Origin of the sequence: Photobacterium sp. GB-1 (assembly GCF_003026165.1) — a bacterium.
GTDB lineage: Bacteria > Pseudomonadota > Gammaproteobacteria > Enterobacterales > Vibrionaceae > Photobacterium.
In genome coordinates, this window is the sequence record NZ_PYOB01000001.1 from 543,475 (window position 1) to 568,273 (window position 24,799).

24 protein-coding genes are annotated in these 24,799 nt (G+C 41.3%); 11 read left to right on the forward strand and 13 right to left on the reverse strand.

The features are described 5' to 3' along the window. Positions 1-41 precede the first annotated feature (41 nt). The 7 genes from nqrF to bolA all read right to left on the reverse strand — a co-directional run bounded on the left by nqrF (position 42) and on the right by bolA (position 6,773). The gene (gene nqrF, locus C9J45_RS02400; RefSeq protein ID WP_107205436.1) at positions 42-1,268 is read right to left on the reverse strand and encodes an NADH:ubiquinone reductase (Na(+)-transporting) subunit F; all 1,227 of its coding nucleotides are present in this window, start codon (positions 1,266-1,268) and stop codon (positions 42-44) included. 22 nt (positions 1,269-1,290) lie between these two features. Beyond that, positions 1,291-1,887: an NADH:ubiquinone reductase (Na(+)-transporting) subunit E gene (gene nqrE, locus C9J45_RS02405; protein ID WP_005370126.1), complete on the reverse strand. Its 597-nt coding sequence runs from the start codon at positions 1,885-1,887 to the stop codon at positions 1,291-1,293. A gap of 7 nt (positions 1,888-1,894) precedes the next feature. Then, on the reverse strand, positions 1,895-2,527 hold the full coding sequence (locus C9J45_RS02410; protein WP_107205435.1) for an NADH:ubiquinone reductase (Na(+)-transporting) subunit D: 633 nt from the start codon (positions 2,525-2,527) through the stop codon (positions 1,895-1,897). Beyond that, a complete protein-coding gene (locus C9J45_RS02415) occupies positions 2,520-3,311 on the reverse strand; it encodes a Na(+)-translocating NADH-quinone reductase subunit C (protein WP_107245664.1) in 792 nt (263 codons plus the stop codon). Before C9J45_RS02415 ends, C9J45_RS02410 begins: the two co-directional genes overlap by 8 nt. Beyond that, a complete protein-coding gene (locus tag C9J45_RS21605; RefSeq protein ID WP_107205433.1) occupies positions 3,301-4,545 on the reverse strand; it encodes an NADH:ubiquinone reductase (Na(+)-transporting) subunit B in 1,245 nt (414 codons plus the stop codon). Before C9J45_RS21605 ends, C9J45_RS02415 begins: the two co-directional genes overlap by 11 nt. Positions 4,546-4,548: 3 nt before the next feature. Further along, positions 4,549-5,889 (reverse strand): Na(+)-translocating NADH-quinone reductase subunit A, encoded by a 1,341-nt coding sequence (locus C9J45_RS21610; RefSeq protein ID WP_107205919.1) that lies wholly within the window; start codon positions 5,887-5,889, stop codon positions 4,549-4,551. 572 nt (positions 5,890-6,461) lie between these two features. Next, the gene (bolA, locus tag C9J45_RS02425; protein WP_107205432.1) at positions 6,462-6,773 is read right to left on the reverse strand and encodes a transcriptional regulator BolA; all 312 of its coding nucleotides are present in this window, start codon (positions 6,771-6,773) and stop codon (positions 6,462-6,464) included. 148 nt (positions 6,774-6,921) lie between these two features. Between bolA and C9J45_RS02430 the strand changes: the two genes are divergently transcribed. From C9J45_RS02430 to C9J45_RS02465, 8 genes are all read left to right on the forward strand, one after another. Continuing rightward, complete coding sequence (locus C9J45_RS02430; protein WP_107292106.1) at positions 6,922-8,046, forward strand: methyltransferase; 1,125 nt, start codon at positions 6,922-6,924, stop codon at positions 8,044-8,046. Positions 8,047-8,144: 98 nt separating this feature from the next. Beyond that, positions 8,145-8,714, forward strand: coding sequence for a YajG family lipoprotein (locus tag C9J45_RS02435; RefSeq protein WP_107245666.1), 570 nt, complete (start codon positions 8,145-8,147; stop codon positions 8,712-8,714). Continuing rightward, positions 8,714-9,265, forward strand: coding sequence for a peptidylprolyl isomerase (locus C9J45_RS02440; protein WP_107205429.1), 552 nt, complete (start codon positions 8,714-8,716; stop codon positions 9,263-9,265). Before C9J45_RS02435 ends, C9J45_RS02440 begins: the two co-directional genes overlap by 1 nt. Positions 9,266-9,308: 43 nt before the next feature. Further along, on the forward strand, positions 9,309-9,677 hold the full coding sequence (locus tag C9J45_RS02445; protein WP_107205428.1) for a hypothetical protein: 369 nt from the start codon (positions 9,309-9,311) through the stop codon (positions 9,675-9,677). 184 nt (positions 9,678-9,861) lie between these two features. Then, positions 9,862-11,256, forward strand: coding sequence for an MFS transporter (locus C9J45_RS02450; protein ID WP_107245668.1), 1,395 nt, complete (start codon positions 9,862-9,864; stop codon positions 11,254-11,256). A gap of 321 nt (positions 11,257-11,577) precedes the next feature. After that, positions 11,578-12,330 carry an outer membrane protein OmpK gene (locus tag C9J45_RS02455; protein ID WP_107205426.1) on the forward strand — a complete coding sequence of 251 codons (753 nt, stop codon included), beginning with the start codon at positions 11,578-11,580 and terminating at the stop codon, positions 12,328-12,330. A 116-nt stretch (positions 12,331-12,446) separates the two neighbouring features. Beyond that, a complete protein-coding gene (gene panE, locus C9J45_RS02460; RefSeq protein WP_233217611.1) occupies positions 12,447-13,343 on the forward strand; it encodes a 2-dehydropantoate 2-reductase in 897 nt (298 codons plus the stop codon). Then, a complete protein-coding gene (locus C9J45_RS02465; RefSeq protein ID WP_107205424.1) occupies positions 13,336-13,953 on the forward strand; it encodes a DJ-1 family glyoxalase III in 618 nt (205 codons plus the stop codon). Before panE ends, C9J45_RS02465 begins: the two co-directional genes overlap by 8 nt. A gap of 88 nt (positions 13,954-14,041) precedes the next feature. Here C9J45_RS02465 and thiI read toward each other — a convergent pair whose 3' ends face one another. From thiI to pomA, 3 genes are all read right to left on the reverse strand, one after another. Continuing rightward, positions 14,042-15,493, reverse strand: coding sequence for a tRNA uracil 4-sulfurtransferase ThiI (gene thiI / locus C9J45_RS02470; RefSeq protein ID WP_107205423.1), 1,452 nt, complete (start codon positions 15,491-15,493; stop codon positions 14,042-14,044). Positions 15,494-15,857: 364 nt separating this feature from the next. Then, positions 15,858-16,781: a flagellar motor protein MotB gene (locus C9J45_RS02475; RefSeq protein ID WP_107205422.1), complete on the reverse strand. Its 924-nt coding sequence runs from the start codon at positions 16,779-16,781 to the stop codon at positions 15,858-15,860. An 11-nt stretch (positions 16,782-16,792) separates the two neighbouring features. After that, a complete protein-coding gene (gene pomA / locus C9J45_RS02480) occupies positions 16,793-17,554 on the reverse strand; it encodes a flagellar motor protein PomA (protein ID WP_107205421.1) in 762 nt (253 codons plus the stop codon). Positions 17,555-17,901: 347 nt separating this feature from the next. Between pomA and xseB the strand changes: the two genes are divergently transcribed. From xseB to dxs, 3 genes are read left to right on the forward strand one after another with little or no spacing between them, the layout of a single operon-like run. Continuing rightward, complete coding sequence (gene xseB, locus C9J45_RS02485) at positions 17,902-18,147, forward strand: exodeoxyribonuclease VII small subunit (protein ID WP_005370105.1); 246 nt, start codon at positions 17,902-17,904, stop codon at positions 18,145-18,147. Next, entirely contained in the window at positions 18,137-19,039 is a 903-nt protein-coding gene (gene ispA, locus C9J45_RS02490; RefSeq protein ID WP_107205420.1) for a (2E,6E)-farnesyl diphosphate synthase, read from the forward strand. The genes xseB and ispA overlap by 11 nt, the downstream gene beginning before the upstream one ends. A gap of 24 nt (positions 19,040-19,063) precedes the next feature. Next, a complete protein-coding gene (dxs, locus tag C9J45_RS02495; RefSeq protein WP_107205419.1) occupies positions 19,064-20,929 on the forward strand; it encodes a 1-deoxy-D-xylulose-5-phosphate synthase in 1,866 nt (621 codons plus the stop codon). Between the two features lie 93 nt (positions 20,930-21,022). Here dxs and C9J45_RS02500 read toward each other — a convergent pair whose 3' ends face one another. The 3 genes from C9J45_RS02500 to thiL all read right to left on the reverse strand — a co-directional run bounded on the left by C9J45_RS02500 (position 21,023) and on the right by thiL (position 24,778). Then, the gene (locus tag C9J45_RS02500) at positions 21,023-23,110 is read right to left on the reverse strand and encodes a hypothetical protein (protein ID WP_107292108.1); all 2,088 of its coding nucleotides are present in this window, start codon (positions 23,108-23,110) and stop codon (positions 21,023-21,025) included. A 186-nt stretch (positions 23,111-23,296) separates the two neighbouring features. After that, positions 23,297-23,785 carry a phosphatidylglycerophosphatase A gene (gene pgpA / locus C9J45_RS02505; protein WP_107205417.1) on the reverse strand — a complete coding sequence of 163 codons (489 nt, stop codon included), beginning with the start codon at positions 23,783-23,785 and terminating at the stop codon, positions 23,297-23,299. 9 nt (positions 23,786-23,794) lie between these two features. Beyond that, positions 23,795-24,778 (reverse strand): thiamine-phosphate kinase, encoded by a 984-nt coding sequence (gene thiL / locus C9J45_RS02510; RefSeq protein ID WP_107292109.1) that lies wholly within the window; start codon positions 24,776-24,778, stop codon positions 23,795-23,797. Between the last annotated feature and the right edge of the window lie 21 nt (positions 24,779-24,799).

Genomic DNA, 24,799 nt, shown 5'->3' on the forward strand with positions numbered 1-24,799 from the left:
TCACTGGTCAGCCAATTTAATTGTGAGCGAAGGGCTATGTATTAGCCACCGAAATCATCAAGTAGGATGTTTTCATCTTCTACACCAAGATCTTTAAGCATGCTGATAACAGCCGCGTTCATCATTGGTGGACCACACATGTAGTATTCACAGTCTTCAGGTGCTTCATGATCACGTAAGTAGTTTTCGTAAAGCACGTTATGAATGAAGCCAGTGTAACCATCCCAGTTATCTTCTGGTTGTGGATCAGACAGTGCACAGTGCCATACGAAGTTATCGTTTTCAGCAGCAAGCATATCGAAATCTTCAACGTAGAACATTTCACGCTTAGAACGCGCACCGTACCAGTAAGACATCTTACGCTTAGAGTGCAGACGCTTAAGTTGGTCAAAGATGTGAGAACGCATTGGTGCCATACCAGCACCACCACCCACAAATACCATCTCATTGTCAGTATCTTTTGCGAAGAACTCACCAAATGGACCTGAAATCGTACACTTGTCACCTTCTTTAAGTGACCAAATGAATGATGACATTTGACCTGGTGGTACGTCTGGATTATTAGGCGGCGGCGTAGCAATACGCACGTTTAGCATAATAATACCGAACTCTTCAGGGTAGTTCGCCATTGAGTAAGCACGGATGATATCTTCATCAACCTTAGACTCGTAACGGAATAGGTTAAACTTATCCCAGTCTTCACGGTACTCTTCTGGAACATCAAAGTCAGAGTACTTAATATGGTGAGCAGGTGCTTCAATCTGGATGTAACCACCAGCACGGAAAGGTACTGATTCGCCATCTGGAATTTGTAGCTTAAGCTCTTTGATGAAGGTCGCTTTGTTATCGTTAGAGATAACAGAACATTCCCACTTCTTCACACCAAAAATTTCTTCAGGTAATTCGATGTCCATATCAGACTTCACGTTAACCTGACACGCAAGACGCTCGCCTTCACGTGCTTCACCTTTGGTGATGTGATCTAATTCTGTTGGCAGAATATCACCGCCGCCAGATTTAATTTTTACACGACACTGACCACAAGAACCACCGCCACCACATGCTGATGATACGAAGATACCGTTACCCGCTAGAGCACTTAGTAGCTTGCCACCTGCACCTGTGGTGATCGCTTTTTCTGGATCGCCGTTTACTGAAATAGTGATGTCACCTGTTGGTACTAGCTTAGATTTAGCAAATAGAATTACTAAAACTAGAGCCAGGATAATCAAGGTGAACATGACTACGCCAAGAAGAATAATATCCATTGATATTCCTTACTTATCCTGATTACAGCTGTACGCCAGAGAAAGACATGAAGCCTAACGCCATCAAACCTACGGTGATAAAGGTAATACCTAAACCACGAAGACCTGCCGGTACATCTGAATATTTCATCTTTTCACGAATACCCGCAAGTGCAACAATTGCAAGCATCCAACCCGTACCTGAGCCGAAGCCGTATACGATAGATTCTACAAAGTTGTAATCACGCTGTACCATGAACGATACACCACCGAAGATTGCACAGTTAACTGTGATCAACGGAAGGAAAATACCTAGTGCGTTATATAGCGGCGGGAAGAAGCGATCTAGAATCATTTCTAGGATCTGTACTAACGCTGCGATAACACCGATGAAAGTAATAAAGTTCAGGAAGCTAAGGTCAACACCTTGAACTAATGCACCATCTTTCAATAAGTAAGTGTAAACAAGGTTGTTTACAGGTACTGCAATCGTAAGTACTACGATTACGGCAACACCCAGACCAAACGAGGTCTTAACTTTCTTAGATACCGCAAGGAATGTACACATACCTAAGAAGAAAGATAATGCCATGTTCTCGATAAAAATCGAACGAACTAATAGGCTAAGATAATGTTCCATGTTCCCCTTACTCCTTCGCTTCTACTTGTTCTGGACGGAAAGTACGAATCACCCAGATCATGAAACCAATTAGGAAGAAAGCAGACGGAGCTAACAGCATTAGACCGTTAGGCTGGTACCAACCACCATCAGACGTTAGTGGTAATACTTGCATACCGAATAGCTTGCCAGAACCTAGTAGTTCACGGAAGAAAGCAACTGTAATCAGAACAAAACCATAGCCTAAACCGTTACCAATACCATCTAAGAAAGACGGAAGCGGTGGTGATTTCATTGCGTATGCTTCTGCACGACCCATTACGATACAGTTAGTAATGATAAGACCAACGAATACAGATAGCTGCTTAGAGATATCGTATAGGTACGCTTTTAGTACCTGATCTACCACGATTACTAGTGATGCGATAATTGCCATCTGAGCAATGATACGCACGCTGTTCGGGATTTGATTACGTACAAGTGAAACAAATAAGTTAGAGAATGCAGTTACTACTGTTACTGCGATTGTCATAACAAATGCTGTTTCTAGCTTAGTGGTTACCGCTAGCGCCGAACATACACCAAGGATTTGAAGGGCGATTGGGTTATTACTAATAAAAGGTCCAAATAGGATCTTTTTCATTTCTTTAGCATCAGCCATTATTCAGATCTCCTGCACGTAGCTTAGCAAGGTAAGGACCGAAGCCTTGAGCACCAAACCAGAAGTCGAAGGTGTGCTGTACACCATTACTTGTTAATGTTGCACCAGAAAGACCATCAACATCGTGTTCGCTACCTGCTGGTGCGCCACCTTTAACAATCTTAATTGCAGGCTTGAAGTTCATATCGTACAACTTCTTGCCAACGAACTGCTCACGCCAAGTTGGGTTTTCAACTTCACCACCCAGTCCCGGAGTTTCAGCTTGATCGTAGTAAGTAATACCATCAACAGTGTTACCGTCCATACCAACAGCAACAAATGCGTACATCATTGACCATAGACCGTTACCGTGGATAGGTAAGATAACTTTGGTTGTTTGACCTGCAGCATCTTTAACAAGATATACAGTCGCAACGTTAGCACGACGAATGATCTTCGCTAAATCTTCGTTCGCTGGAAGCTTAGTAGATTCAGCTGGATCTTTCGCTGCTGCACGCTGATCATATTGTGCCGCAGTTTGACCATCAACCTCAGAAACGTATTCACCGGTTTTAATGTTAACAAGCTTAGGCTCGATGAACTTACCGTATGTTTCTTTAACGTTCGTTGTTGGTGTTAGCAAACCTGCAACAGAAAGAATATTACGCTGTACGTCAAGTACCGCATTTTCTTCTTGCTTAGGGCGTAATGAAACAGCTGCTACTGATACGATGATTGAACACACTAGGCTCAATACAACAACAAAAAGCAGCGTTCTTTTCATGCTATCTTTATTACTTGCCATGGCGAGCCAGTCTCCGTTTGATATTGCCTTGAACAACTAGGTTGTCAAATAGAGGTGCAAATAAGTTAGCGAATAGAATCGCTAGCATCATGCCTTCTGGGTATGCAGGGTTAACTACACGAATCATTACAGCCATTGCACCGATCAATGCGCCATACCACCATTTTGCTTTGTTGGTAAACGCTGCAGAAACAGGATCCGTTGCCATGAACATCATACCGAATGCAAAACCACCTAATACAAGGTGCCACTGCCAAGGCATGCTGAACATTGGGTTCGTATCAGAACCAATGATATTAAATAGCGTTGCTGCTGCAATCATACCGATCATCGTACCGGCAATAATACGCCATGAAGCAATACCCATAACAACGATGAATGCACCACCGATCAGGATAGCTAATGTTGATACTTCACCAATAGAACCTGGGATATGACCGATGAACGCGTCCATCCAAGTAATTGTTTGACCCGTGATAGTGTTTACAACACCTGCTTCACCACCTTGAGCCCACTGACTTAGCGGAGTCGCGCCAGAGAAACCATCCGCCGCAGTCCAAACTAGATCACCAGAGATCTGAGCTGGGTATGCGAAGAATAGGAACGCACGACCTGCAAGTGCAGGGTTAAGGAAGTTACGACCAGTACCACCAAAAATTTCTTTTGCGACGACAACACCAAAGGTAATACCTAGTGCTGCTTGCCAAAGCGGTAATGTAGGTGGAACGATCAAGGCGAAAAGAATAGAAGTTACAAAGAAACCTTCGTTAACTTCATGCTTACGCACTATACAGAACAACACTTCCCAGAAACCACCCACAGCAAATACTACTGCGTAGATAGGTAGGAAATATGTTGCACCAAGCAACATCTTACTGCCCCAACCTGCGTCAACGGATAATGTTCCGCCTAGCATTTGAGTAAACCAGTAATGCCAATCTGCAGCAATAATGGCTGTTAGCTTGTCAGCTGTGTATAGGTGGTTAAGACCAGCAATAGCTTGATCACCCACGTTGTACATCCCCCAGAACATTGCTGGGAAGACCGCAAGCCAAACCATGATCATCAGACGCTTAAGGTCGATGCTGTCACGAACGTGCGCAGAAGTACGCGTTACTTGACCTGGTGTGTACATGATCGTTGCAAACGCTTCATATAGCGCAAACCAACGTTCATGCTTACCACCAGGTTCAAAGTGATGTTCAATATCTTCGAGGAAATTCTTGAGACCCATGAATTACCCTTCCTTCTCAATTTTGTCCAAGCACTCACGTAGCAATGGACCAAACTCATACTTACCAGGGCAAACAAATGTACATAGTGCTAGATCTTCTTCATCTAGTTCTAATGCACCAAGTTGTTGCGCGCTGTCTGAATCACCAGCACATAGATCACGAAGCAGTAATGTCGGCTCGATATCTAGTGGCATTACTTTTTCGTAATTACCGATAGGTACCATTGAACGCTCAGAACCATTCGTTGTTGTTGTCATATTAAACAACTGACCAGGGAAGAACTGGCTTAAGAATGTGCGAGTTACAGAAAATTTGTTTTTACCAGGTACAATCCAGCCCATGAATTCTTTTTCATAGCCTTCACGCAACGCCGACACTTGTAAGTGATAGCGACCTAGATATGCATGTGGACCTTCAGCTTTTACACCGTTAAGCACAGAGCCAGAAAGAACACGCAGTTGACCAGGCATCATTTCTGAATCAGTCAGTTGCTCAAGAGAAGCACCAATGCGAGTACGCACTAGACGCGGCTTATTAACAACAGGGCCTGCAAGAGAAACAACGCGATCTGTATATAGCTCACCTGTTAGGAATAACTTACCGAACGCAATAACGTCTTGGTAATTAATACCCCAAGCAATGTGATTTGCATCTGCACCATAGAGCATGTGAATGTGCGTACCAACAAGACCCGCTGGGTGCGGACCGTTAAATACGTGTTCTTCAACATTTGCTTCTGATGAACGCGGAAGACTAGCACCAGACTTACAAACGTAAACTTTACCGCTAGTTAGACGAGAAAGAACCGTCAAACCTGCAATGAAAGCATCACTTTGTTCATTGATGATAACTTCTGGATTCGCAGCCAATGGATTGGTATCCATAGCCGTCACAAAAATAGCTTGAGACTCAGATCCAACAGCTGGAACCTTGCTAAATGGACGCGTACGAAGCGCAGTCCACATACCTGACTCAACCAATTGATCGACAACAACAGCACGATCTAGTTGAGCAAGTTGAGCTGACTCATACTTGTTAAATGTGATTTGCTCATCGCCTTCGACATCAATTACTACAGATTGAAGAACGCGCTTAGCACCACGGTTAATTTCCGCTACCTTGCCACTAGCTGGAGCAGTGAACTTAACGCCAGGATTCTTTTTATCTTCAAAAAGAACCTGACCTTTTTTCACTACATCCCCTACGCGAGCATGCATTGTAGGACGCATACCAACATATTCTTCGCCAAGCAAGGCGACTTTAGAGATGGCATTACCATCATGTATCGCCTGGGTAGGAGTCCCTGAAATTGGGATATCCAAACCCTTTTTTATTGTAATCATACGCACTTGCACTACATTAAAGGGAAAAAAGAATTTTCTATTGCGCAATTAAGACACGACTTTTCACAGTTCGAAATCGGTCTACAAGTGAATTTCACTTGCCAAGTACCAATACCGCAACATCTAGTTAACTACCTCACCACATCCATTAGCGGCAAGTAGTTTTTCAAGGCGGCGATTCTACCACTAACCGCGTTGTTTTTTCTATGCCAATACGCGCGATTCCGACTGAAAACCAAGCAACAATTGAAGCGCAATAGTTTAATAACTCAATAAGTTTGATGAAGCGCACATTTATTAAAAATAACGCCATTCGACCTTGCATTTATTTTCAGGTCTGTTTTTAACATAAATGTCATCATCACTTTTATTGAGATAATCAAATTAATACATACCGTTAACAAGTGAGTGTTATTTGAATCATCACCTAAAATTAGATTAAATATTGACCGCGATGATAATTTTTAACAAATTTAGATGCTAGTTATAGATTCGCACTCAGTTTTATATTACCGACAAATAATAAAAAAGGCCGTTATAACAACGACCTTTTATTTAATATATTTCACTAATTATCCAATTTGTGAACCACCACGACAAGATGGTGATGCAGGTGCTGCCATTAACTCAGACCACTCCGCTTCAGTGTAAGTGTGAATAGCTAGAGCATGAATATCATTTGCCAATTCATCGGCCAACACACTATTAATAGCACGATGCCTTGCGATTAAACGCTGGCCATTAAATTGAGCACTCACAACGACAACTTTAAAATGACTCTCAGAGCCAGGGGGAACATTATGCATGTAACTTTCATTAAGCACTTCTAAATGCTTAGGTGCAAACGCATCATGAAGTTTATGCTCGATACGTTGTTGGATCATATTTACTTTACCTCCGCTCGCAATATCGCACTATTGCCAAATCTTTCTCTACTTTATTCTTGTTCTGATGTCGTATTTCCTTTGCACTCGCGTGGTGTTCTGCGAAAATAGCCGACTATTTTGTAAACATACCTGAAAGTTATCCGCAATGAAACCAGAGCTAACCTTACACCAACGCACTCTATCGCTAACTCGTTTTCCAGTAAGGAAAAATGAAACTCTGCAAGCATGGGATGCTGGCGATGAGTACCTGATCAATTATTGCAACGATCTGGAACTCGACCCTGAACGTCCAATTCTTATCATGAACGATAGCTTTGGCGCATTAAGTTGCTGGTTTTCAAATCAAGCACCTGTCACAAGTGTGACGGATTCTTTTGTCTCTAAACAGGCATTTATTGCTAACTTAGAAAACAACCAATTACCAATGATTAATATTGTTGATTGTCTTTCAAAATTGCCTAACAACCCTCAGTTAGTTTTGTTAAAGCAGCCTAAAAACAATCGGTTATTAAGCTGGCAATTACAACAATTATGTCACTTACTTCCTGCTGATTGCACTATTATTGCGGCAGGTAAAGTAAAAGAGATTCACTCTTCAACCTTAAAGCTATTTGAAAAGTTTTTAGGTGAGACCAAAACATCACTAGCCGTTAAAAAAGCGCGATTAATATTTTGTAAAACCAATCCTAACTTAGCAAAGCCCCTACCCCGCCCTACGCAATGGGAGGTGCCTGAGCATAAGTTAACAATCACTAACCATGCCAACGTATTTTCTAGTGATAGCTTAGATATTGGTGGTCGTTTACTGCTAGATTTCATTCCACAAGATGCAAAGTATAAAGATATTATCGATCTTGGTTGTGGTAATGGGGTGATCGGTATTAAAGCTGCACAATTAAACCCACAAGCTAACGTTGTTTGTGTCGATGAAAGTTTTATGGCAACTGCATCATGCCGTGAAAATGCAGATTTAAACTTAGACAATCCTAACCAATTACAAGTAGTAACAGCTAACTGCTTAGATAACTTCCCACTTGATAGCGCTGACTTAGTCTTATGTAATCCTCCTTTCCACCAGCAAAATACCGTTACTGATCATATTGCTTGGCAAATGTTCTGCGATGCACAACGAGTATTACGTCAAGGTGGCGATCTGATCGTGATCGGGAATAGGCAATTGGGTTACCATGAAAAGTTAAAACGTGTCTTTGGTAATGTAAAACTTATCGGCCAAAGTAATAAATTTGTGGTTTTACAATCGTCAAAATAATCTAACGTGTTTATGACGTTAATTTATTGCTTGTGATATTTAATACGACATTGATTTTTCGTTTATATTTAAACAACGAATACAAGGAAATGGAGAGCATGAAAAAATATATTGTGATTGCCGCAGCATTATTACTAAGCGCATGTGCAAGCCGTCCTGCGCAACCACCACTCGCTTTAACATTAACGCCAGTTTTAGCACAGCAAGCCACATCACAGCTTGCAGTACAACTATCAAGCAAAGATGATCGTAATCATAACTATATCGCCATTGTTGATAGTGGTGCGACCAATGTTGAAGAGTTTCAACCGGAAAGTAATATTGCATCAACCTTTCAAGCTGCATTAAAAAAACAATTTGCCAGCGAAGGAATTACTGTAAACACTGCTTCAACGTCAAATATTGCTATCAATATTCAGCAAGCCTTAGTCAAGGTAACCCAAGGCTTAGTTAAACATGATATTGATAGCCAACTTCAAATTGAACTTGTTGTAACTACACCAAAAGGTACTTTTAGTAAAAAATATTCTGCTCGCTCTACCAAGCAAGAACCTTTTAAAGTGACACGCGAAGAAATCGCACAAAGTTTAGAGAAAATGATGAATTCAGTGCTTAAAGAGATCGCCAAAGATGGCGAATTGCATCAATACTTAACGGAGAATGTTTAATGTCACGTTTTTTACTTGCGCTATGTTTACTTATCGCTTTACCTGTCAGTGCTGCAACACAGGTCTTAGTAACAACAAATTTAGGGGATTTTACGATCCAACTAAATGAAGAAAAAGCCCCGATTAGTAGTAAAAACTTCTTACGCTATGTTGAAGAAGGTAATTACAACGGGACGATTTTCCATCGTGTTATCCCTGGCTTTATGGCTCAAGGCGGTGGTTTTGATAAAGACATGGTTAAACGTCCAACGCATGCTCCGATCAAAAATGAAGCAAGTAATGGATTGAAAAACGACACCGCAACTGTTGCTATGGCACGTACGCAAAATCCAAACTCTGCGACTAACCAATTCTTTATTAACTATAAAGACAATGCATTTTTAAATGCTGCAGGTAATAATCCAGGTTATGCGGTATTCGGTAAAGTGGTTAAAGGTTTTTCTGTTGTACAAGATATGGCTAAAATCCCAACGGGTTCTAATCGTGCAACAGGTATGCAAGATGTACCACAGCAGCCTATAATCATTGAATCAATGAAAGTTATTAAATAAATTGATTACGTCACCTGTGCGCAATCAAGTACAGGTGACGTATATGATCACACCTCTCTACCAACCGTCTGTTTTTCATCGTCAAAATAAACGAATTCAGCAGTTTATTTTTGAGCAAGCCCCTTCTTTTGCGCTGTCTACTATTGCAACTATTGAGGGCGACGTTCCTTTTTATCATCTAAAAAATGATGCCCATGAATGTCTTGCTCAGTGGTGGGACATGAATATCGCTGATAAAGATCCAATCGATGATTATGAAGCTACTTTTTGGCTATTACTTCAATACGTTATAAAGCTCGAAGATTACCAATTGCTAGGCAACATTTATATTCAACAAAAAATCACCAATCACGCTTATTACTTACTCAATCTTGCCCCTTGCCCTGAACTAACACAGATCCAGCGTCCTTAAATATTTACCCTTAAATATCAACCTACTTTTACGGTTTATGAATTAAAAGCACAAGTTGTTGTCGAACTGATAATGAAGCAATGCACACTAGGCTTATTGCTGCTAAGATCTGATTTATAAAGAAAAATAACAGTTTTATACTTTGCTAAGTATCAATGGTCGATACTTGTGTTACGAGGAAAATATGGACAAAGCCATACAACAAAATAATACCACCGGTTGGCGTGTGTATTTAAACCCCAAAGCATTGATCATGTTCGCGCTAGGGTTCTCTTCCGGCTTACCTATTTTATTAGTCTTTGGCACCCTTTCATTTTGGTTACGAGAAGCTGATGTTAGCCGAACCAGTATCGGTTTTTTCAGTTGGGTAGCCCTTGCTTATGGCTTTAAATGGGCATGGTCACCACTTGTGGACCGTTTTCCTTTGCCCATTTTTTCTCGATTATTTGGTCGACGTCGTGGCTGGATGTTATTTTCGCAGCTGATCATTATTTTATCGCTATGTGGTATGGCGACCAGCAACCCACAAACTGATCTTCTTCAATTTGCATTATTTGCGATTGTTGTCGCCTTTGCTTCTGCGACACAAGATATCGTCATTGATGCATTTCGTATTGAACTTGCTACCGTACGCTTACAAGCAGCATTATCTGCAACCTATATGGCAGGCTATCGATTAGCGATGATCATGGCAGGAGCTGGCGCACTGGCTTTTGCTGCATGGTTCGGCTCTGATAGTGGTTATGATCCTGCAGGCTGGAAAGCCGCTTACTTTATCATGGCGGGTATGATGTCAATTGGCGTGATCACCACCCTCTTTGTTAAAGAGCCAAAGATCGACAGCTCATCAATTCAAAAAATCGAACATAACTACCAACAAAAATTACAGCAAAAAGGGATAGGTAAAAAACAAGCAAGACTCGCTGCGTGGTTTTATACCGCTGTCGTCATGCCTTTCCAAGACTTCTTTCAGCGCTATGGTAAAAACGCACTACTGATCTTATTGCTCATTAGTTGTTATCGCATTTCTGATGTGGTGATGGGCGTAATGTCTAATGCGTTTTATGTTGACATGGGCTTTACTAAAAATGAAGTGGCGTCTATTTCAAAAGTCTTTGGGGTGATCATGACCTTAGTCGGCGCTGGTTTAGGCGGTATTCTTGTCAGTAAATTTGGCACCTTACGTATTCTTGCCTTAGGCGCTTTATTATCCGCAATGACCAATCTGTTGTTTATGGTATTTACCTATGTTGGTAATAACCTCGAGATGTTAACTTTAGTTATTTCAGCAGATAATTTAGGTGCAGGTATTGCAACCGCTGCTTTCATCACCTTTATGTCTAGCCTAACCAATGTGGCTTTCTCTGCAACCCAGTACGCATTATTTAGCTCTATTATGCTACTTTTCCCGAAATTTATTGCGGGATTCTCTGGCGTTTATGTCGACCATTTCGGCTATAACATCTTTTTCCTCACCACCGCATTGATAGGTATTCCTGTATTATTTTTAATCAAACTCGTTGCTAAGAATGATGCTTTAACCCTTCCTGAAACAACTGATACGTTGGAAGAAAAATAACCTCACCTATGATAAGTAAGGTTTCTGTTGAAAACGGAAGCCTTAACTTACCTTTCTCATGTAAATTGCGAATTTTTGCTACCAAAAAAATTAGCACAGAGTATTAAAGTCAAAAAAAGTTCATTTAAATCGCAATATAAATTCAGATTCATCACATTTTTAATGTAAATGTAATCGATTTCAGCCGATCACGATCACAAAAAGCAAAGGTTTGCGCAAACGTTACATTCCCAAACGAGATATAAAACACTAGAATCAGCGCCAGAAAAACGGGGCGGCCAAAAATCCCTATATTTAGACCATATTGAGTGAGATAAAAACATGCGCAAGTCACTAGTAGCTTTAGGCGTTTTAACAGCAGCATCAACATTCCCAGCACAAGCAGAGTACTTGTATGGTTTTGGTGATATGAGCGTTAACTACTTAGATTGGTCTAACGGTACAGAAGAGCGTGCTGGTCACCAAAAAGACTTCTGGTACTTAGAACTTGAAGGTGGTGCTGGTTTTAGCTGGGGTGAATTATACGGTTTCGCTGACTTAGAAAATGCAGATCAAGGTTCTGATAAAGCACGTACATCGGTTAAAGGTACAATCGCTTACAAAACTGGTATTGCAGAGCTTCGTCTATACGGACAAGTTTACAACACGAACAGCGATGGCTTCACTGCACAAAATAACGTGCTAGGTCTATCTTACGCATTCAACGGTGATGGCTGGTTCTTCAACCCGTTTATCGGTTTCCACCACACAATGACATCTGCTGATTGGAAAAATCCTTCATCTTTTTCTGGTATGAATGGCGGTATGTTTGGTTGGGTTGCAGGCTACAACTTTAATGCATTCGGCGAAAAATTCATGATCAGTAACTGGCACGAGTCTGAGTTTGGTCGTAATGACAACTACATGATCGTTGCTGGTGAAGGCGATGATGTAAGCGCAAACGGTGCACTAGCACTATGGTGGAACGCAACGGATCACGTAACAACAGGCATTCAGTACCGTTACGCTTACAACAAGCTAGGTACTAAAGGCAACCAAAATGCTGTAATTTACTCAGTTAAATATAACTTCTAATCAATAAGTTATTGAGTAATTAATGAGAAAAGGCGCTATATCAGCGCCTTTTTTGATCCTGCACTATTTGAACAATGTTACTATCTACATCAATATAGTTAACAATGGATTGCAGTGTGAAAATCACAATATTGGGTGCAGGCGCAATCGGCTCATTATGGGCTATCGCTTTGCAACCGCAACATGATGTTCAAGTTTGGACCCGTTCATCCATAACCCGCTATCCACTCACGTTTCAATCTTTGAGTGGTAAAGTAAGAACTTACTGTTTCGATGCTAATCACATAGATCATTTACAACAAAGTGATTTACTCCTTGTGACAGTAAAATCGTTCCAAGTCATCACCGCCTTACATCCCCTTATTAACGATCTTTCAGCGCGATGCAAGATAGTGATCATGCACAATGGGATTGGAAGCCATGACGCTGTTAAGCAACTCTTTCCTAAACATACTATTTATTATGCCACCACATCCCATGCTGCTTTAAAAACAGCTGAAAGTACGCTACGCCATACAGGGCTTGGACAAACGTTTATTGGCCCATTGTCCTCTGTCATCTCCACTGATAACTCCATCGCTGACATGTTCAATCAAGCATTATCACCGTGCTATTGGCAAGATGACATCATGGAGCCATTATGGAAGAAACTCGCCATTAATTGTGCAATTAATCCATTAACAGCCATTAATCAATGTACTAATGGTGAGCTTGCTAATGAAGGCTATCAAGCCCAATTAATCCAAATTTGTAATGAAGTCACGCTCGTTATGCGAGCAGAAGGCTACAGGATAAAAAATGGTGAGCTTTATCAACAGGCACTCACGGTAATAAAAGCGACCGCTGATAATTATTCTTCAATGAATAGAGATGTTTTTTATCAGCGCCCAACAGAAATCGACTATATTACTGGCTATCTTATTCACCAAGCGAAAATATTCGATATTGCTGTGCCTGTGAATACCCAGTTATGGCAAACCATTACATCTATGGAGTCCTCATATCATGCTTGAACCAATAACGACTGCTCCTCGCGTTGCTGTTTGTCTTGCTCCTGGCAGTGAAGAAATGGAAGCAATTAATACAATTGCGATTTTAAAGCGGGCTGGATTTGAAGTAACGATTGCAAGTACTGCAGAAGATGGCGCACTAATTTTAGAAGGATCTCGCGGGATCAAGCTCGTAGCAGACGTGCCTTTGATCAATGTTGCCGATGAGCCATTTGATTGCGTGGTGTTACCCGGCGGTTTAAAAGGCGCGGAACATTTTCGTGATAGCCCACTGGTAGTTGAATTTGTAAAGCAGCATCATTACGACGGTAAACTGATCGCCGCGATCTGTGCAACGCCTGCGGTGATGTTTATTCCACATCAAGTGTTCACACATTCAATCATGACATGTCATCCTGCTTTTCAACATCATATACCAACACATCAATTACGCGTTAAACGTGTGGTGTATGATAAAAATACACGTCTATTAACCAGTCAAGGCCCCGGAACTGCACAAGAGTTTGCGCTAGAGATAGTGACGCAACTGGAAAATAAAGCCAAAGCGGCTGAAGTTGCAGAGCCTATGGTTGTATGGCCGAATATGCATTACGACGTATTACCACGTACTTAATCTGTTGAGACTAAGTAATAGAAACTCGCCCGATAACAAAAAGCCTCGCAATTACGAGGCTTCTTTTATTTATACAAAGCAGTGGCGATTATAAAGGACGGTAAACTTTTACGTTCTCGAAACCATTCTCTTTTAGGTACAGCGCCTGAAGGCGGCTCATCACACCACGATCACAGTACAGAAGGTACGTCTTATCTTGCGGTAAGTCACCGAACTGCGTTGCTAGCTTATAGAAAGGTAAATGCTTAACTTCGATACCTTCAAGCTCTAATGGGCTTTCATCTTCTTCATCTGGGCTACGAATATCAAGTACAATGGCATCACCAGCGACCTGCTCAACTAATTCAACTTCAGGAGCTTGTTCTTGGCTTTGCTTTTCGATGTCACGAATATCCATCACACGCGCCTCATCAACAACACGATCAAGAATAGAGAAATCAAATTTGTCTTCTTCAATTTCAAGCTTCGCTTTGACCGCTTTTACTGTTGGGCTCTTAGAAATCACGCCACAGAACTCAGGCATGGTTTTCGCAAAGTCTTCAGTGCCGATTTCACGTGCAACATTGATGATATCTTCTTTATCCCAGTTAATCAGTGGACGAAGAATTAGGCTATCTGTTACGCCGTCAATATGACGAAGGTTAGTTAATGTTTGGCTTGAAACCTGACCTAGCGCTTCACCCGTTACTAATGCTTCGATACCGAATTTATCAGCAACTTTACCCGCAGCACGCATAAACATACGCTTAAGGATAACGCCCATTTGACCATCGTCGACTTTCTCTAAAATCTCACCAACAACAGGTTCAAAATCAATCGCGATAAATTTAACTTTTGCTGAAGAACCAAACTTGTTCCAAATATAATGCGCAACCTGCTTAACACCGATCTCGTGTGCAGGACCACCTAAATTAAAGAAACAGTAATGGACTTTACTACCACGTTTGATATGCAAGTAGCTTGAAACACCAGAATCAAAACCACCAGAAATTAAACTTAATACATCTTCTTGTGTACCTAGCGGGAAACCGCCTAAACCTTTATGACGGAATAATACAAGGTTCAATAGGTTATGTTCAATTTCAATGTTAACTGTCACATCAGGCTTTTTCAGTCTTACTTTTGCAGACTCGATAGCTTGATTAAGACCACCACCGACATAACGCTCAGCTTCAATCGAAGTAAAATCATGCTTACCAACACGCTTAGCACGAACACAGAATGTTTTACCTTCCAGCTCAGGGCCAACAAGCGCTAATGTTTGCTCAAAAACATTATGAAGATCAGTAAATTCCGTTTGCTGTACTTCAAGGGTATGGTGAATACCAGGTGTCTGCGTCAGAATCGCTAAAATCATATCGCGCTTTGATTCATCAGATTCATTAATTTCCAATGAAAAACGGCGGTTATAAACGCTAACAGACTCTGACTGGCGCTTTAAGATGATGCGTAAATTAGACTCAAGAATTTTGATAAAACGCTTACGCACTGAATCACTTTTAACAAAAATCTCTGGGTGTGGCTTAACAATAAATTTCATAACACGCTTCGCTTCACAGGGCTTACAGTACAGAATCAATTCATTAACGGATGATTTTTAACAGATCATATCGTGAAAATTGACAGAGAGTACCAAACGGAATTAAAGGCGCGAATTATACAGCAAGCTACCGACCACTGAAACAAAGATATGAAAACTCACGACGTTATCTTCGATTAGACTTACCGCATGTTATTGGCTTTCAATTATATTTACCTTAGTCATGATCATCTCTGCCAGCAACTCTCATCGACGAAATTCAGCGTAAATATCTTAAGCTCTTGATAAACAGCCACTCTATTTGCCCCAATAAAAATGGCAGCGCTAGCGCTGCCATTATGGTAATAACCTTAAGTACTACAATCTATTGAGCACTAAAGTTACTGCTGATCTCATCACTAAAATGCGGTTTACCTTGCATGATAGATATTTCCACTCGACGGTTTTTAGCTTGCCCTTCTCGAGTTTTGTTATCAGCAATTGGCTGAGTATCTGCCAATCCAACCACCCGCATTTTTGTATGATCAAACCCTTCTACTTTTTCCATTTCTTGCGCTACTGACACTGCCCGCTGCGCTGATAAATCCCAATTAGAACGGTATAACTCTGAATCCAATTTATCACTCGCGGTATGTCCCGTAACTCGAATAATGCCCGGCACATCTTTAACGAGCATCGCAACTTGGCGTACTAATGGCTTAAATTTAGGTTGTAAAAACGCCGAACCTTCTGGGAACGAACCTTTTTCACGAATACGAATTACCAACTGCTGGCCAAGATTCTCAATTTCTATAATTTTGTCACTGATCTCACGTTCTAATGCTTTAGTCAGTATCTCTTTTAGTTTCTCTTGTATTTGATCGGCTTCAGATTCGTCATTTTCATTATTTTGTGTCGCCGTTTTTTTACTTTGTCCACCTGTTAGTTTACCCGCATCACGTTGTGTGCCCCCAGCTCGATCAGACTCGCCTTCGTGAAAATCTAATGAACGCTGCGTCATATCAATCGTTTGTTGCATAATCACTTCGATTGGCGTTGGCTCAGGCCGGCCTGGCCTAAACTCTTGCGCAATAACACTCGTACCTTTAGGGATATCATTAACTTCAAGCATATTTTGCACCCCGAAAGCGTATTTCATTGAACCTGCAATTTGCTTAAATTTCAGTACATCCATTTCAGAAAAAGAAAGTAGTAACACAAAGAAACACATTAATAGTGTGGCAAGATCAGCAAAGGTCGCCATCCATGGAGGCGCACCTTTTTTACATTTACAAGATTGCTCTTCCATAAAACTGTCTCTTACTCGTCAAGGATCACACTACGTTTCTTCTCATGAAGGTAGTTTTTCAAATAACCATCAATCACTCGTGGATTCTGCCCATCCTGAATTGCCAGCACGCCATCTAAGATTAAACGCTTATTTAAACGCTCTTGCTCTTTACGCAAGGTTAATTTATCCGCGATAGGTATCGCTACCATGTTTGCCAACATCGAGCCATATAGCGTCGTTAATAAGGCAACGGCCATTGCAGGACCAATAGCTTTCGGATCATCCATGTTAGAAAGCATGGCAACCAAGCCAATAAGCGTACCTATCATTCCCATAGCAGGCGCAACATCACCAAAGGAGGAGAAGATCCCTACCCCTTGTTCATGACGTTCATTGGTTAATGAAATATCTTTTTGTAGCGTGACGCGAACCACATCAGCATCATGGCCATCCACCAGCATATCAATGCCTTTACGCATAAAAGGATTCGTAATTTCCATCTCTTCTAATGCTAAAAATCCACCTTTACGCGCCGCATCAGCCATTTCTACAATTTTGGCAATTAACTCTTCTGGATTATCAGTCTTAAACATAAAGGCTTTAATGGCGATTTTTGCAGCACCAAAAAATTGCCCAATGTTGTATTTCATTAACACAACAAAAGTACTGCCGCCTAATACAATCAAAATCGATGATGTATCGTAAAACATAACCAGATCGCCGCCGAGCAGCATAGCCATAACAATGAATGCGAATGCACCAAGCAATCCTATAAGCGTCGCCAAATCCAAAGCATGATCCTCTTTTGCTAGGTAAAAATAATGGCTTGCGTTTATTGAACATCAATCAACACATCTGAATCTATCACTGAGATAATACGCTCTAAAGACAGCCAAAACTTTAAAGCCACCGCCATATTCACTATTTCGCCAAGGCATTTCTTAGCATTAAATGATGAATGTCATCAGCAAAGTAACTCTTTATCGACCAATTCAGCTTTTCATTTAGCTTTTTATTAACCAATTAATGAAGACTATTTATTAAAATTACTGTCAGCGACACAGATTCCTGTGACATAATTTGACCCCAGTAATTCTCTACGTTATTTTTCGTGCACTTAGATAAGAGTGAAAATGATATGGCAGCAAAAAAACCAGAAAATATGGCATTCGAAGCCGCCCTTGATGAGCTAGATGCCATTGTCAATGAACTAGAATCTGGCGATATCCCACTGGAAGATGCGCTAAAAAAATTCGAACGAGGTATTTCTCTTGCTCGCAGCAGCCAACAAAAGCTGACACAAGCTGAGCAACGTGTAGAAATTTTGCTTCAGGCAGATGATGAAGCTCCACTGACTGATTTTGAACCAAGCCATGACCAATAGTTCTTCTTTATCGCTATCCCTTAAGTGCTATCAACAACGTAGTAATGACGTATTGGCAAACTGGTTATCAACTCAACCATTTGCAGATAAAGCCCTACTTAAAGCCATGCAATACGGAACACTGCTGGGTGGCAAACGTGCGCGTCCTTTTCTAACCTATGTAACCGGTGAAATGTTAGGGGTAACTCAGGACTATCTTGACACGCCAGCCGCTGCGGTTGAGTGTATTCATGCGTACTCATTAATCCATGATGATTTACCTGCGATGGATGATGACGCATTACGTCGTGGTCAACCCACTTGTCATATTGCGTTTGATGAAGCCATTGCCATTCTTGCGGGTGACGCACTACAAACACTGGCTTTTGATATTTTGGCGAATGGACAATTGAGCCAAGATGGCAACACCCAACGTATTGCTATGGTAAGTGAGCTTGCAAAAGCATCAGGCGCTGCCGGAATGTGTCTAGGGCAAGCCTTAGATCTTGATGCTGAAGGTAAACATGTTGGATTAGAACAACTAGAATTAATCCACCGACACAAAACAGGGGCTTTGATTCGCTGTGCCGTCCGCTTAGGAGCATTAGCTGCTGGTGATAAAGGCGTAGCAATTTTGCCGCAACTTGATAAATATGCAGAAGCTATTGGCCTTGCATTCCAAGTGCAAGATGACATTTTAGATGTGATCAGTGATACCGAAACCTTAGGTAAACCACAAGGTTCTGATCTTGCCTTGGATAAAAGTACTTATCCTGCCTTGCTTGGCTTAGATGGTGCACAAGAAAAAGCACAACTACTTTATCAAGAAGCACTACAAGCATTAGCGGCTATACCCTACAATACATCCCAATTAGAAGTTTTTGCCCGATATATTATCGAACGCAAAAGCTAAATCAGTATAAGCGCCGACACTGTTATGACTTTGGATATCTCAAAATACCCTCATCTGGCCCTCGCAAACACGCCTGATGAATTACGATTATTGCCAGCTGAAAGCCTTCCACAAGTATGCGATGAACTTCGTACCTATTTGTTGAAATCTGTGAGTCAGACCAGCGGCCACTTTGCCTCCGGACTCGGTACAGTCGAGCTTACCGTTGCGCTTCACTACGTCTACAATACGCCTTTTGATAAAGTTATATGGGATGTTGGCCATCAAGCCTACCCACATAAAATTTTAACAGGACGTCGTGATGATATGGCAACCATTCGCCAAAAAGGCGGTTTGCACCCATTCCCATGGCGCGGTGAAAGTGAGTACGACACACTTTCGGTTGGCCACTCATCAACTTCCATTAGTGCAGGTCTAGGTCTCGCGATTGCAGCAGAAAAAGAAGGCCTAAATCGCAAAGTTGTTAGCATTATTGGCGATGGCGCTATCACCGCAGGCATGGCGTTTGAAGCGATGAACCATGCTGGTGATGTTCACAGCGATATGCTAGTTATCTTAAATGACAATGAAATGTCGATTTCTGAAAATGTCGGCGCGTTAAATAATCATTTAGCCCATTTACTATCGGGTAATTTCTATACCTCTATTCGCGAAGGTGGTAAGAAAGTCCTATCCAATGCGCCTCCTATCAAAGAAATGGTAAAACGTGCAGAAGAGCATATCAAAGGCATGGTTGTGCCAAGCACTATGTTTGAGGAGTTAGGCTTTAATTACATTGGCCCTGTTGATGGCCACGATGTGCATGAGCTTGTTAAGACACTGAAAAACATGCGTAACCTAAAAGGCCCACAATTTCTTCATATTATGACGAAAAAAGGCAAAGGTTATGCGCCAGCTGAAGCGGATCCAATTAATTACCATGCCGTTCCTAAATTTGATTTAAGCCAGAAACCATTACCCAAAGCGAAGGATGCAAGTCCGACGTTTTCTAAGATTTTCGGTGATTGGCTATGTGATATGGCAGCTATTGATGACAAATTGATGGCTATCACACCGGCTATGCGTGAAGGCTCAGGTATGGTGCGCTTTTCTAAAGAGTTCCCAGATCAATACTTTGATGTGGCGATTGCAGAACAACACGCGGTGACACTGGCAACGGGCATGGCAATTGGTGGTTATCATCCTATTGTCGCTATCTACTCAACTTTCCTTCAACGTGGATATGATCAATTAATTCATGATGTTGCTATCATGGATCTTCCTGTGATGTTTGCCATTGATCGTGCAGGCTTAGTCGGTGCTGATGGTCAAACCCACCAAGGTGCATTTGATATTAGCTTTATGCGCTGTATTCCTAACATGGTGATTATGGCACCGAGTGACGAAAATGAATGTCGTCAAATGCTCTATACTGGTCACCAATACCAAGGACCAAGTGCGGTCCGTTACCCTCGTGGTTGCGGTATGGAGGTCGATGTCGATCCTACAATGACAGAGCTTGAAATCGGTAAAGGTATCATTCGCCGTGAAGGTGAAAAAATCGCAATTTTAAACTTTGGCAGCATGCTCGGCTATGCATTAGAAGCAGCAGAAAATTTAAATGCGACTGTTGCTGACATGCGCTTTGTGAAACCGCTTGATGAAGCCTTAGTACTTGAATTAGCAAAAACTCATGATGTTCTTGTAACTGTTGAAGAAAATGCGATTGCTGGCGGTGCGGGTAGCGGCGTTATTGAATTTTTAATGAAAGAGAAGACACTGAAACCAGTACTGAATATTGGTTTGCCTGATCGATTCATTGAACAAGGAACACAAGCTGAACTGCATGAAATGTTAGAAATTGATGGTGCGGGTATCGAAAAGCAAATTCGCACTTATTTAGCTAAGTAATTTCACCGTTCAAATAAGCACTATGAAAAAGGTTTTCTCTGTTATTAAGCAGGAAAACCTTTTTCTTTATTAGCCTTACGTTTATTGTTCATCTCAGCCCTTCTCAACTTTCTTTAAAATCACACCCTCATAGCCATTGACTTCAACATACTGTGTCGGCTCACCGAGTGAACCATCGTAATTTACTTTTTGATACAGGCCAGATAATGGTACACGTATCGAATCAACTTGATAAAATTCAGCGTGATTACGGTATTTAGAACCGCGATATAGCACTAACCCTTGCGTATATTGCCGCGCGATAACCCCATCTTTAGGAACATCGTCAAACCACCCTGTTCGATATAACCAAAACCAATTCGCAGGCTCTAATGCAATATCCCCAAACTTTGTCTCATCCGTTGCTACTTTTCCTGTTTTAGATAGCCATTTAACCGCTTCAAAGCCGTTAGGTATGGCCGTTGGTTTACCTATATCAACCGATAATAACTTTTGGGGCTGATACGCCCAATTCTTAGGCTCTCCAGTACGATACCAAATGGTTTTATTTAGCTGTTTCGGATCGGCATGGGTGTTATTACTGCCATAAATAAAGGTTTGATTCCAGCTGTGGTAGTAGGTTTTATTGGGAATATTAAACAGATAGTACAGGGCTAATCCGGTATAGATATCGTCTTCCCATGCTTGCTGAATTAATGGTGTTTGTTGGCTTTTGCCACCGCGAGTTGTGGTCATTATTAAGCTTTTATCGCCGAGTGCTGCTAACGCATAGCTGTCCCAATAGGATTGTAATCGCTCTAAGCCAATTGCAGGGCTTAAATAATGCTCTCGTAACCAAACATCCACCACCCCCCTTAATTGCTTTGGCCAATCAGGGTATTCCCACAAATTAAGCTCAGAAATATTAGCAGATAGCCACTGACTGCCCGTAGTCGATTTAACTAAATCAAGAAAATCAGACATTTTCGCTGCATAATATCCCGCCGCTTTTGAGGTGCCAGCTCGAATCGGCGCTTCTAATATTTGTCCGCCAAATTGAACATTAAATTGGTTGGTACTGAACAATTTGGCCATATCATCATTGTAAGCGCCGGTTAAACCTTGACGTTTCCAATCATATTTATACCAATTCGCATGATTTTGATTAAAAGAATCATCATTAAAATTAGTCCGATACCAACAACTACCCGCCCACATTTTTCCAGTAGGGATCACTCTAGCTTGATGTTTAAACCTCGCACTTGCCGCTTGATTAGCTCTTACTAAAAACTCATCATCATCAACATAACCATCACTATTAGGATCGTTTTTAGGATCCCAACCAGGAAACAACATCGTCGCTGTGGATTGCTGACCAGATGTATTCACAACGGATAACCAAGGCTCAATATTAACGCCTTTCACTTCCGCCTTGCTCTTCCAGTTTAAAACGACTACCCAACTACGATACCCCGCCTTTAATGCCTTATTTCCAGTATTCAGCTCACGTCCTTGGAACCTAGCGTTTGTCGGTAACCAGCGCTGGTTAATATGACCAAACCATTTACCTTCTCGTTGAATCCAATGTACATCTGCTTTTTCTAAACCACCAATATCACCATCATCATTTACTCTCGTGATCCGTAATTCAGGATGCTGATTACTATCAATGATGATATTTTCAAACGGGTAAGCAGCATGAAAAATAATTTGTTCATTATCATTAACGGTTAAAGGAAAACGCGCAGTCAAGAAGTCATTATTTCGAATAAGAATACTTAACATCGATTCGCCATTTAATAGGTAATCTAACCCTTGGCTTTGATCAGGAACTGTAAGTTGGGTATCATTTTTATAATGCATGTAGCCCTTTTCAGGATCGTGCCCATTCAGGTAAGCATGGCGGTGAAGCCACCCTTGCTGTTCATCTGGGCGACAATCAAGTTTGTGTACGTAGATATAACCCATCGCAATGGTCTTTTTATTTAAATCGACATCTTGTAAGCTACCAAATACAACATCAGCATGATCCGCTTCCCAGCGCCTAACTTCTTTAATCGTATTTAATTCCGATATTGCGGTTGGCTGTTGCCAGTTTCCCGTTAACACCCAAGCCGTTTCCGTTGATGGATAAACTTGTCCATCAGCCATCGAAGCAACGGTTAATAAACCAACACTGATTATTTTCAGATAGGTACTCATAGAGCAATCCCTTCTCTCTATCTACATAATTTGAGACTAGTTAAACCGTCAGATTTATGATGAAAAATAAATGATTTTATTAGGAATGCGACACATTATATTTTGTAAAAATTGAGGAGATAAAAACAAAAAAGCTGCACGAATGCAGCTTCTAAATCAATTTTATAATGTGATCGTTAGGTTTAACTAAAAACCAAGCCAGTAGCCAACCACCCATAACGCAATCATTGCCATGAAACCGGCAAGAATATCGTCAACCATAATGCCAAAGCCACCTTTAACATGTTTATCTAGCCAGCTAATTGGCCATGGTTTTACCATGTCGAAGAAACGGAATAAAATAAAGCCCGTTAATACCCACTGCCATGTGGCTTCTGGGGCGATTGCCATTGTGATCCAAAAACCAACAAATTCATCCCACACAATACTGCCATGATCATGTACCTGCATATCGTTAGAGGTGATGGTACAAATTTTTATACCAATCAACGCAGCAATAAACACGACAACTAAGTACCAGCTAAAAGGTAACTGTGCTAACAGTAAATAGAGTGGAACAGCAGCTAATGTACCCATCGTGCCAGGCACGTACTTCGCTAAACCACTACCAAACCCTGTTGCTAATAAATGCCAAGGGTTACTCATTTTCAATAAATCTTTAGGATTTGTAGACACGCTGATACCTTACTTATTTGAACTCATAAAATGATCCCACCCTGACACTTGCCAATCAATAGGCTCACCTTGTTGTAATAAAACAATACCACTAGATTGAGTTAACTGACCAATACGAGACACTTGAATACCTTTTGCCATCATTAAAGATTCAACTTCAAGACATTGATGCTTCGGTACAGTAAAACACAATTGGTATTCTTCACCGCTGCTTAATGCCAATTGCTGCGCTTGCTCTGGTGTCGAACAATAGGCGATTAGCTCAGAAGATAAAGGAAGCTGCTCGATATAAATTTCAGCTCCGACACCTGAACGTTTAACTATATGATCTAAATCTGCAATTAAACCATCGGAAATATCTAACGCAGCAGATGCAATACCACGCAATGCAATTCCTGCTTCTACCTGCGGTGTCATCATAAAATGACGTTCTTTTAAGGCATAAGACAGAGCAAGATCATGATATGGTTTGTCCGTTAATAATAACGCTAAACCTGCTGCGCTATCACCCAATTGACCGGTCACATATATTGAATCACCTACCTTAGCACCACTACGTGTCAATGCTTGCCCGTTAGGAACAAACCCTTGAACCGTTAGAGTAATACTGAGAGGACCTTTGGTGGTATCCCCACCAATAAGTTGAACATTATACTGCTCAGCTAATTGGAAGAACCCCTCACAAAACTGATTTAGCCAATGCTCATCAAACGTCGGTAGTGTTAACGCCAAAGAAACCCAAGCAGGCGTTGCGCCCATGGCGGCTAGATCACTTAAATTTGAGGCTAATGCTTTATGTGCGACTAATTTAGGATCAGCATCTTCCAGAAAATGCGTGCCGGCAACTAACGAATCGGTACTGATCGCTAATTGACACCCTTCTGGAACACGAACTAATGCGCAATCATCACCAATCGCAAGATCAACATCTTCTCGCTTAACATTCTGGTGTGCAAAGTACCGCCCAATTAAATCAAATTCACCTTGCGCCATAATCGTTCAACTCATCCATTA

What these genes read in the sequence shown, in the direction of transcription:
- nqrF (WP_107205436.1), bottom strand. Translation starts at nt 1,268, where the DNA reads ATGGATATTATTCTTCTTGGCGTAGTCATGTTCACCTTGATTATCCTG.
- nqrE (WP_005370126.1), bottom strand. Translation starts at nt 1,887, where the DNA reads ATGGAACATTATCTTAGCCTATTAGTTCGTTCGATTTTTATCGAGAAC.
- C9J45_RS02410 (WP_107205435.1), bottom strand. Translation starts at nt 2,527, where the DNA reads ATGGCTGATGCTAAAGAAATGAAAAAGATCCTATTTGGACCTTTTATT.
- C9J45_RS02415 (WP_107245664.1), bottom strand. Translation starts at nt 3,311, where the DNA reads ATGGCAAGTAATAAAGATAGCATGAAAAGAACGCTGCTTTTTGTTGTT.
- C9J45_RS21605 (WP_107205433.1), bottom strand. Translation starts at nt 4,545, where the DNA reads ATGGGTCTCAAGAATTTCCTCGAAGATATTGAACATCACTTTGAACCT.
- C9J45_RS21610 (WP_107205919.1), bottom strand. Translation starts at nt 5,889, where the DNA reads ATGATTACAATAAAAAAGGGTTTGGATATCCCAATTTCAGGGACTCCT.
- bolA (WP_107205432.1), bottom strand. Translation starts at nt 6,773, where the DNA reads ATGATCCAACAACGTATCGAGCATAAACTTCATGATGCGTTTGCACCT.
- C9J45_RS02430 (WP_107292106.1), top strand. Translation starts at nt 6,922, where the DNA reads ATGAAACCAGAGCTAACCTTACACCAACGCACTCTATCGCTAACTCGT.
- C9J45_RS02435 (WP_107245666.1), top strand. Translation starts at nt 8,145, where the DNA reads ATGAAAAAATATATTGTGATTGCCGCAGCATTATTACTAAGCGCATGT.
- C9J45_RS02440 (WP_107205429.1), top strand. Translation starts at nt 8,714, where the DNA reads ATGTCACGTTTTTTACTTGCGCTATGTTTACTTATCGCTTTACCTGTC.
- C9J45_RS02445 (WP_107205428.1), top strand. Translation starts at nt 9,309, where the DNA reads ATGATCACACCTCTCTACCAACCGTCTGTTTTTCATCGTCAAAATAAA.
- C9J45_RS02450 (WP_107245668.1), top strand. Translation starts at nt 9,862, where the DNA reads ATGGACAAAGCCATACAACAAAATAATACCACCGGTTGGCGTGTGTAT.
- C9J45_RS02455 (WP_107205426.1), top strand. Translation starts at nt 11,578, where the DNA reads ATGCGCAAGTCACTAGTAGCTTTAGGCGTTTTAACAGCAGCATCAACA.
- C9J45_RS02465 (WP_107205424.1), top strand. Translation starts at nt 13,336, where the DNA reads ATGCTTGAACCAATAACGACTGCTCCTCGCGTTGCTGTTTGTCTTGCT.
- thiI (WP_107205423.1), bottom strand. Translation starts at nt 15,493, where the DNA reads ATGAAATTTATTGTTAAGCCACACCCAGAGATTTTTGTTAAAAGTGAT.
- C9J45_RS02475 (WP_107205422.1), bottom strand. Translation starts at nt 16,781, where the DNA reads ATGGAAGAGCAATCTTGTAAATGTAAAAAAGGTGCGCCTCCATGGATG.
- xseB (WP_005370105.1), top strand. Translation starts at nt 17,902, where the DNA reads ATGGCAGCAAAAAAACCAGAAAATATGGCATTCGAAGCCGCCCTTGAT.
- ispA (WP_107205420.1), top strand. Translation starts at nt 18,137, where the DNA reads ATGACCAATAGTTCTTCTTTATCGCTATCCCTTAAGTGCTATCAACAA.
- dxs (WP_107205419.1), top strand. Translation starts at nt 19,064, where the DNA reads ATGACTTTGGATATCTCAAAATACCCTCATCTGGCCCTCGCAAACACG.
- C9J45_RS02500 (WP_107292108.1), bottom strand. Translation starts at nt 23,110, where the DNA reads ATGAGTACCTATCTGAAAATAATCAGTGTTGGTTTATTAACCGTTGCT.
- thiL (WP_107292109.1), bottom strand. Translation starts at nt 24,778, where the DNA reads ATGGCGCAAGGTGAATTTGATTTAATTGGGCGGTACTTTGCACACCAG.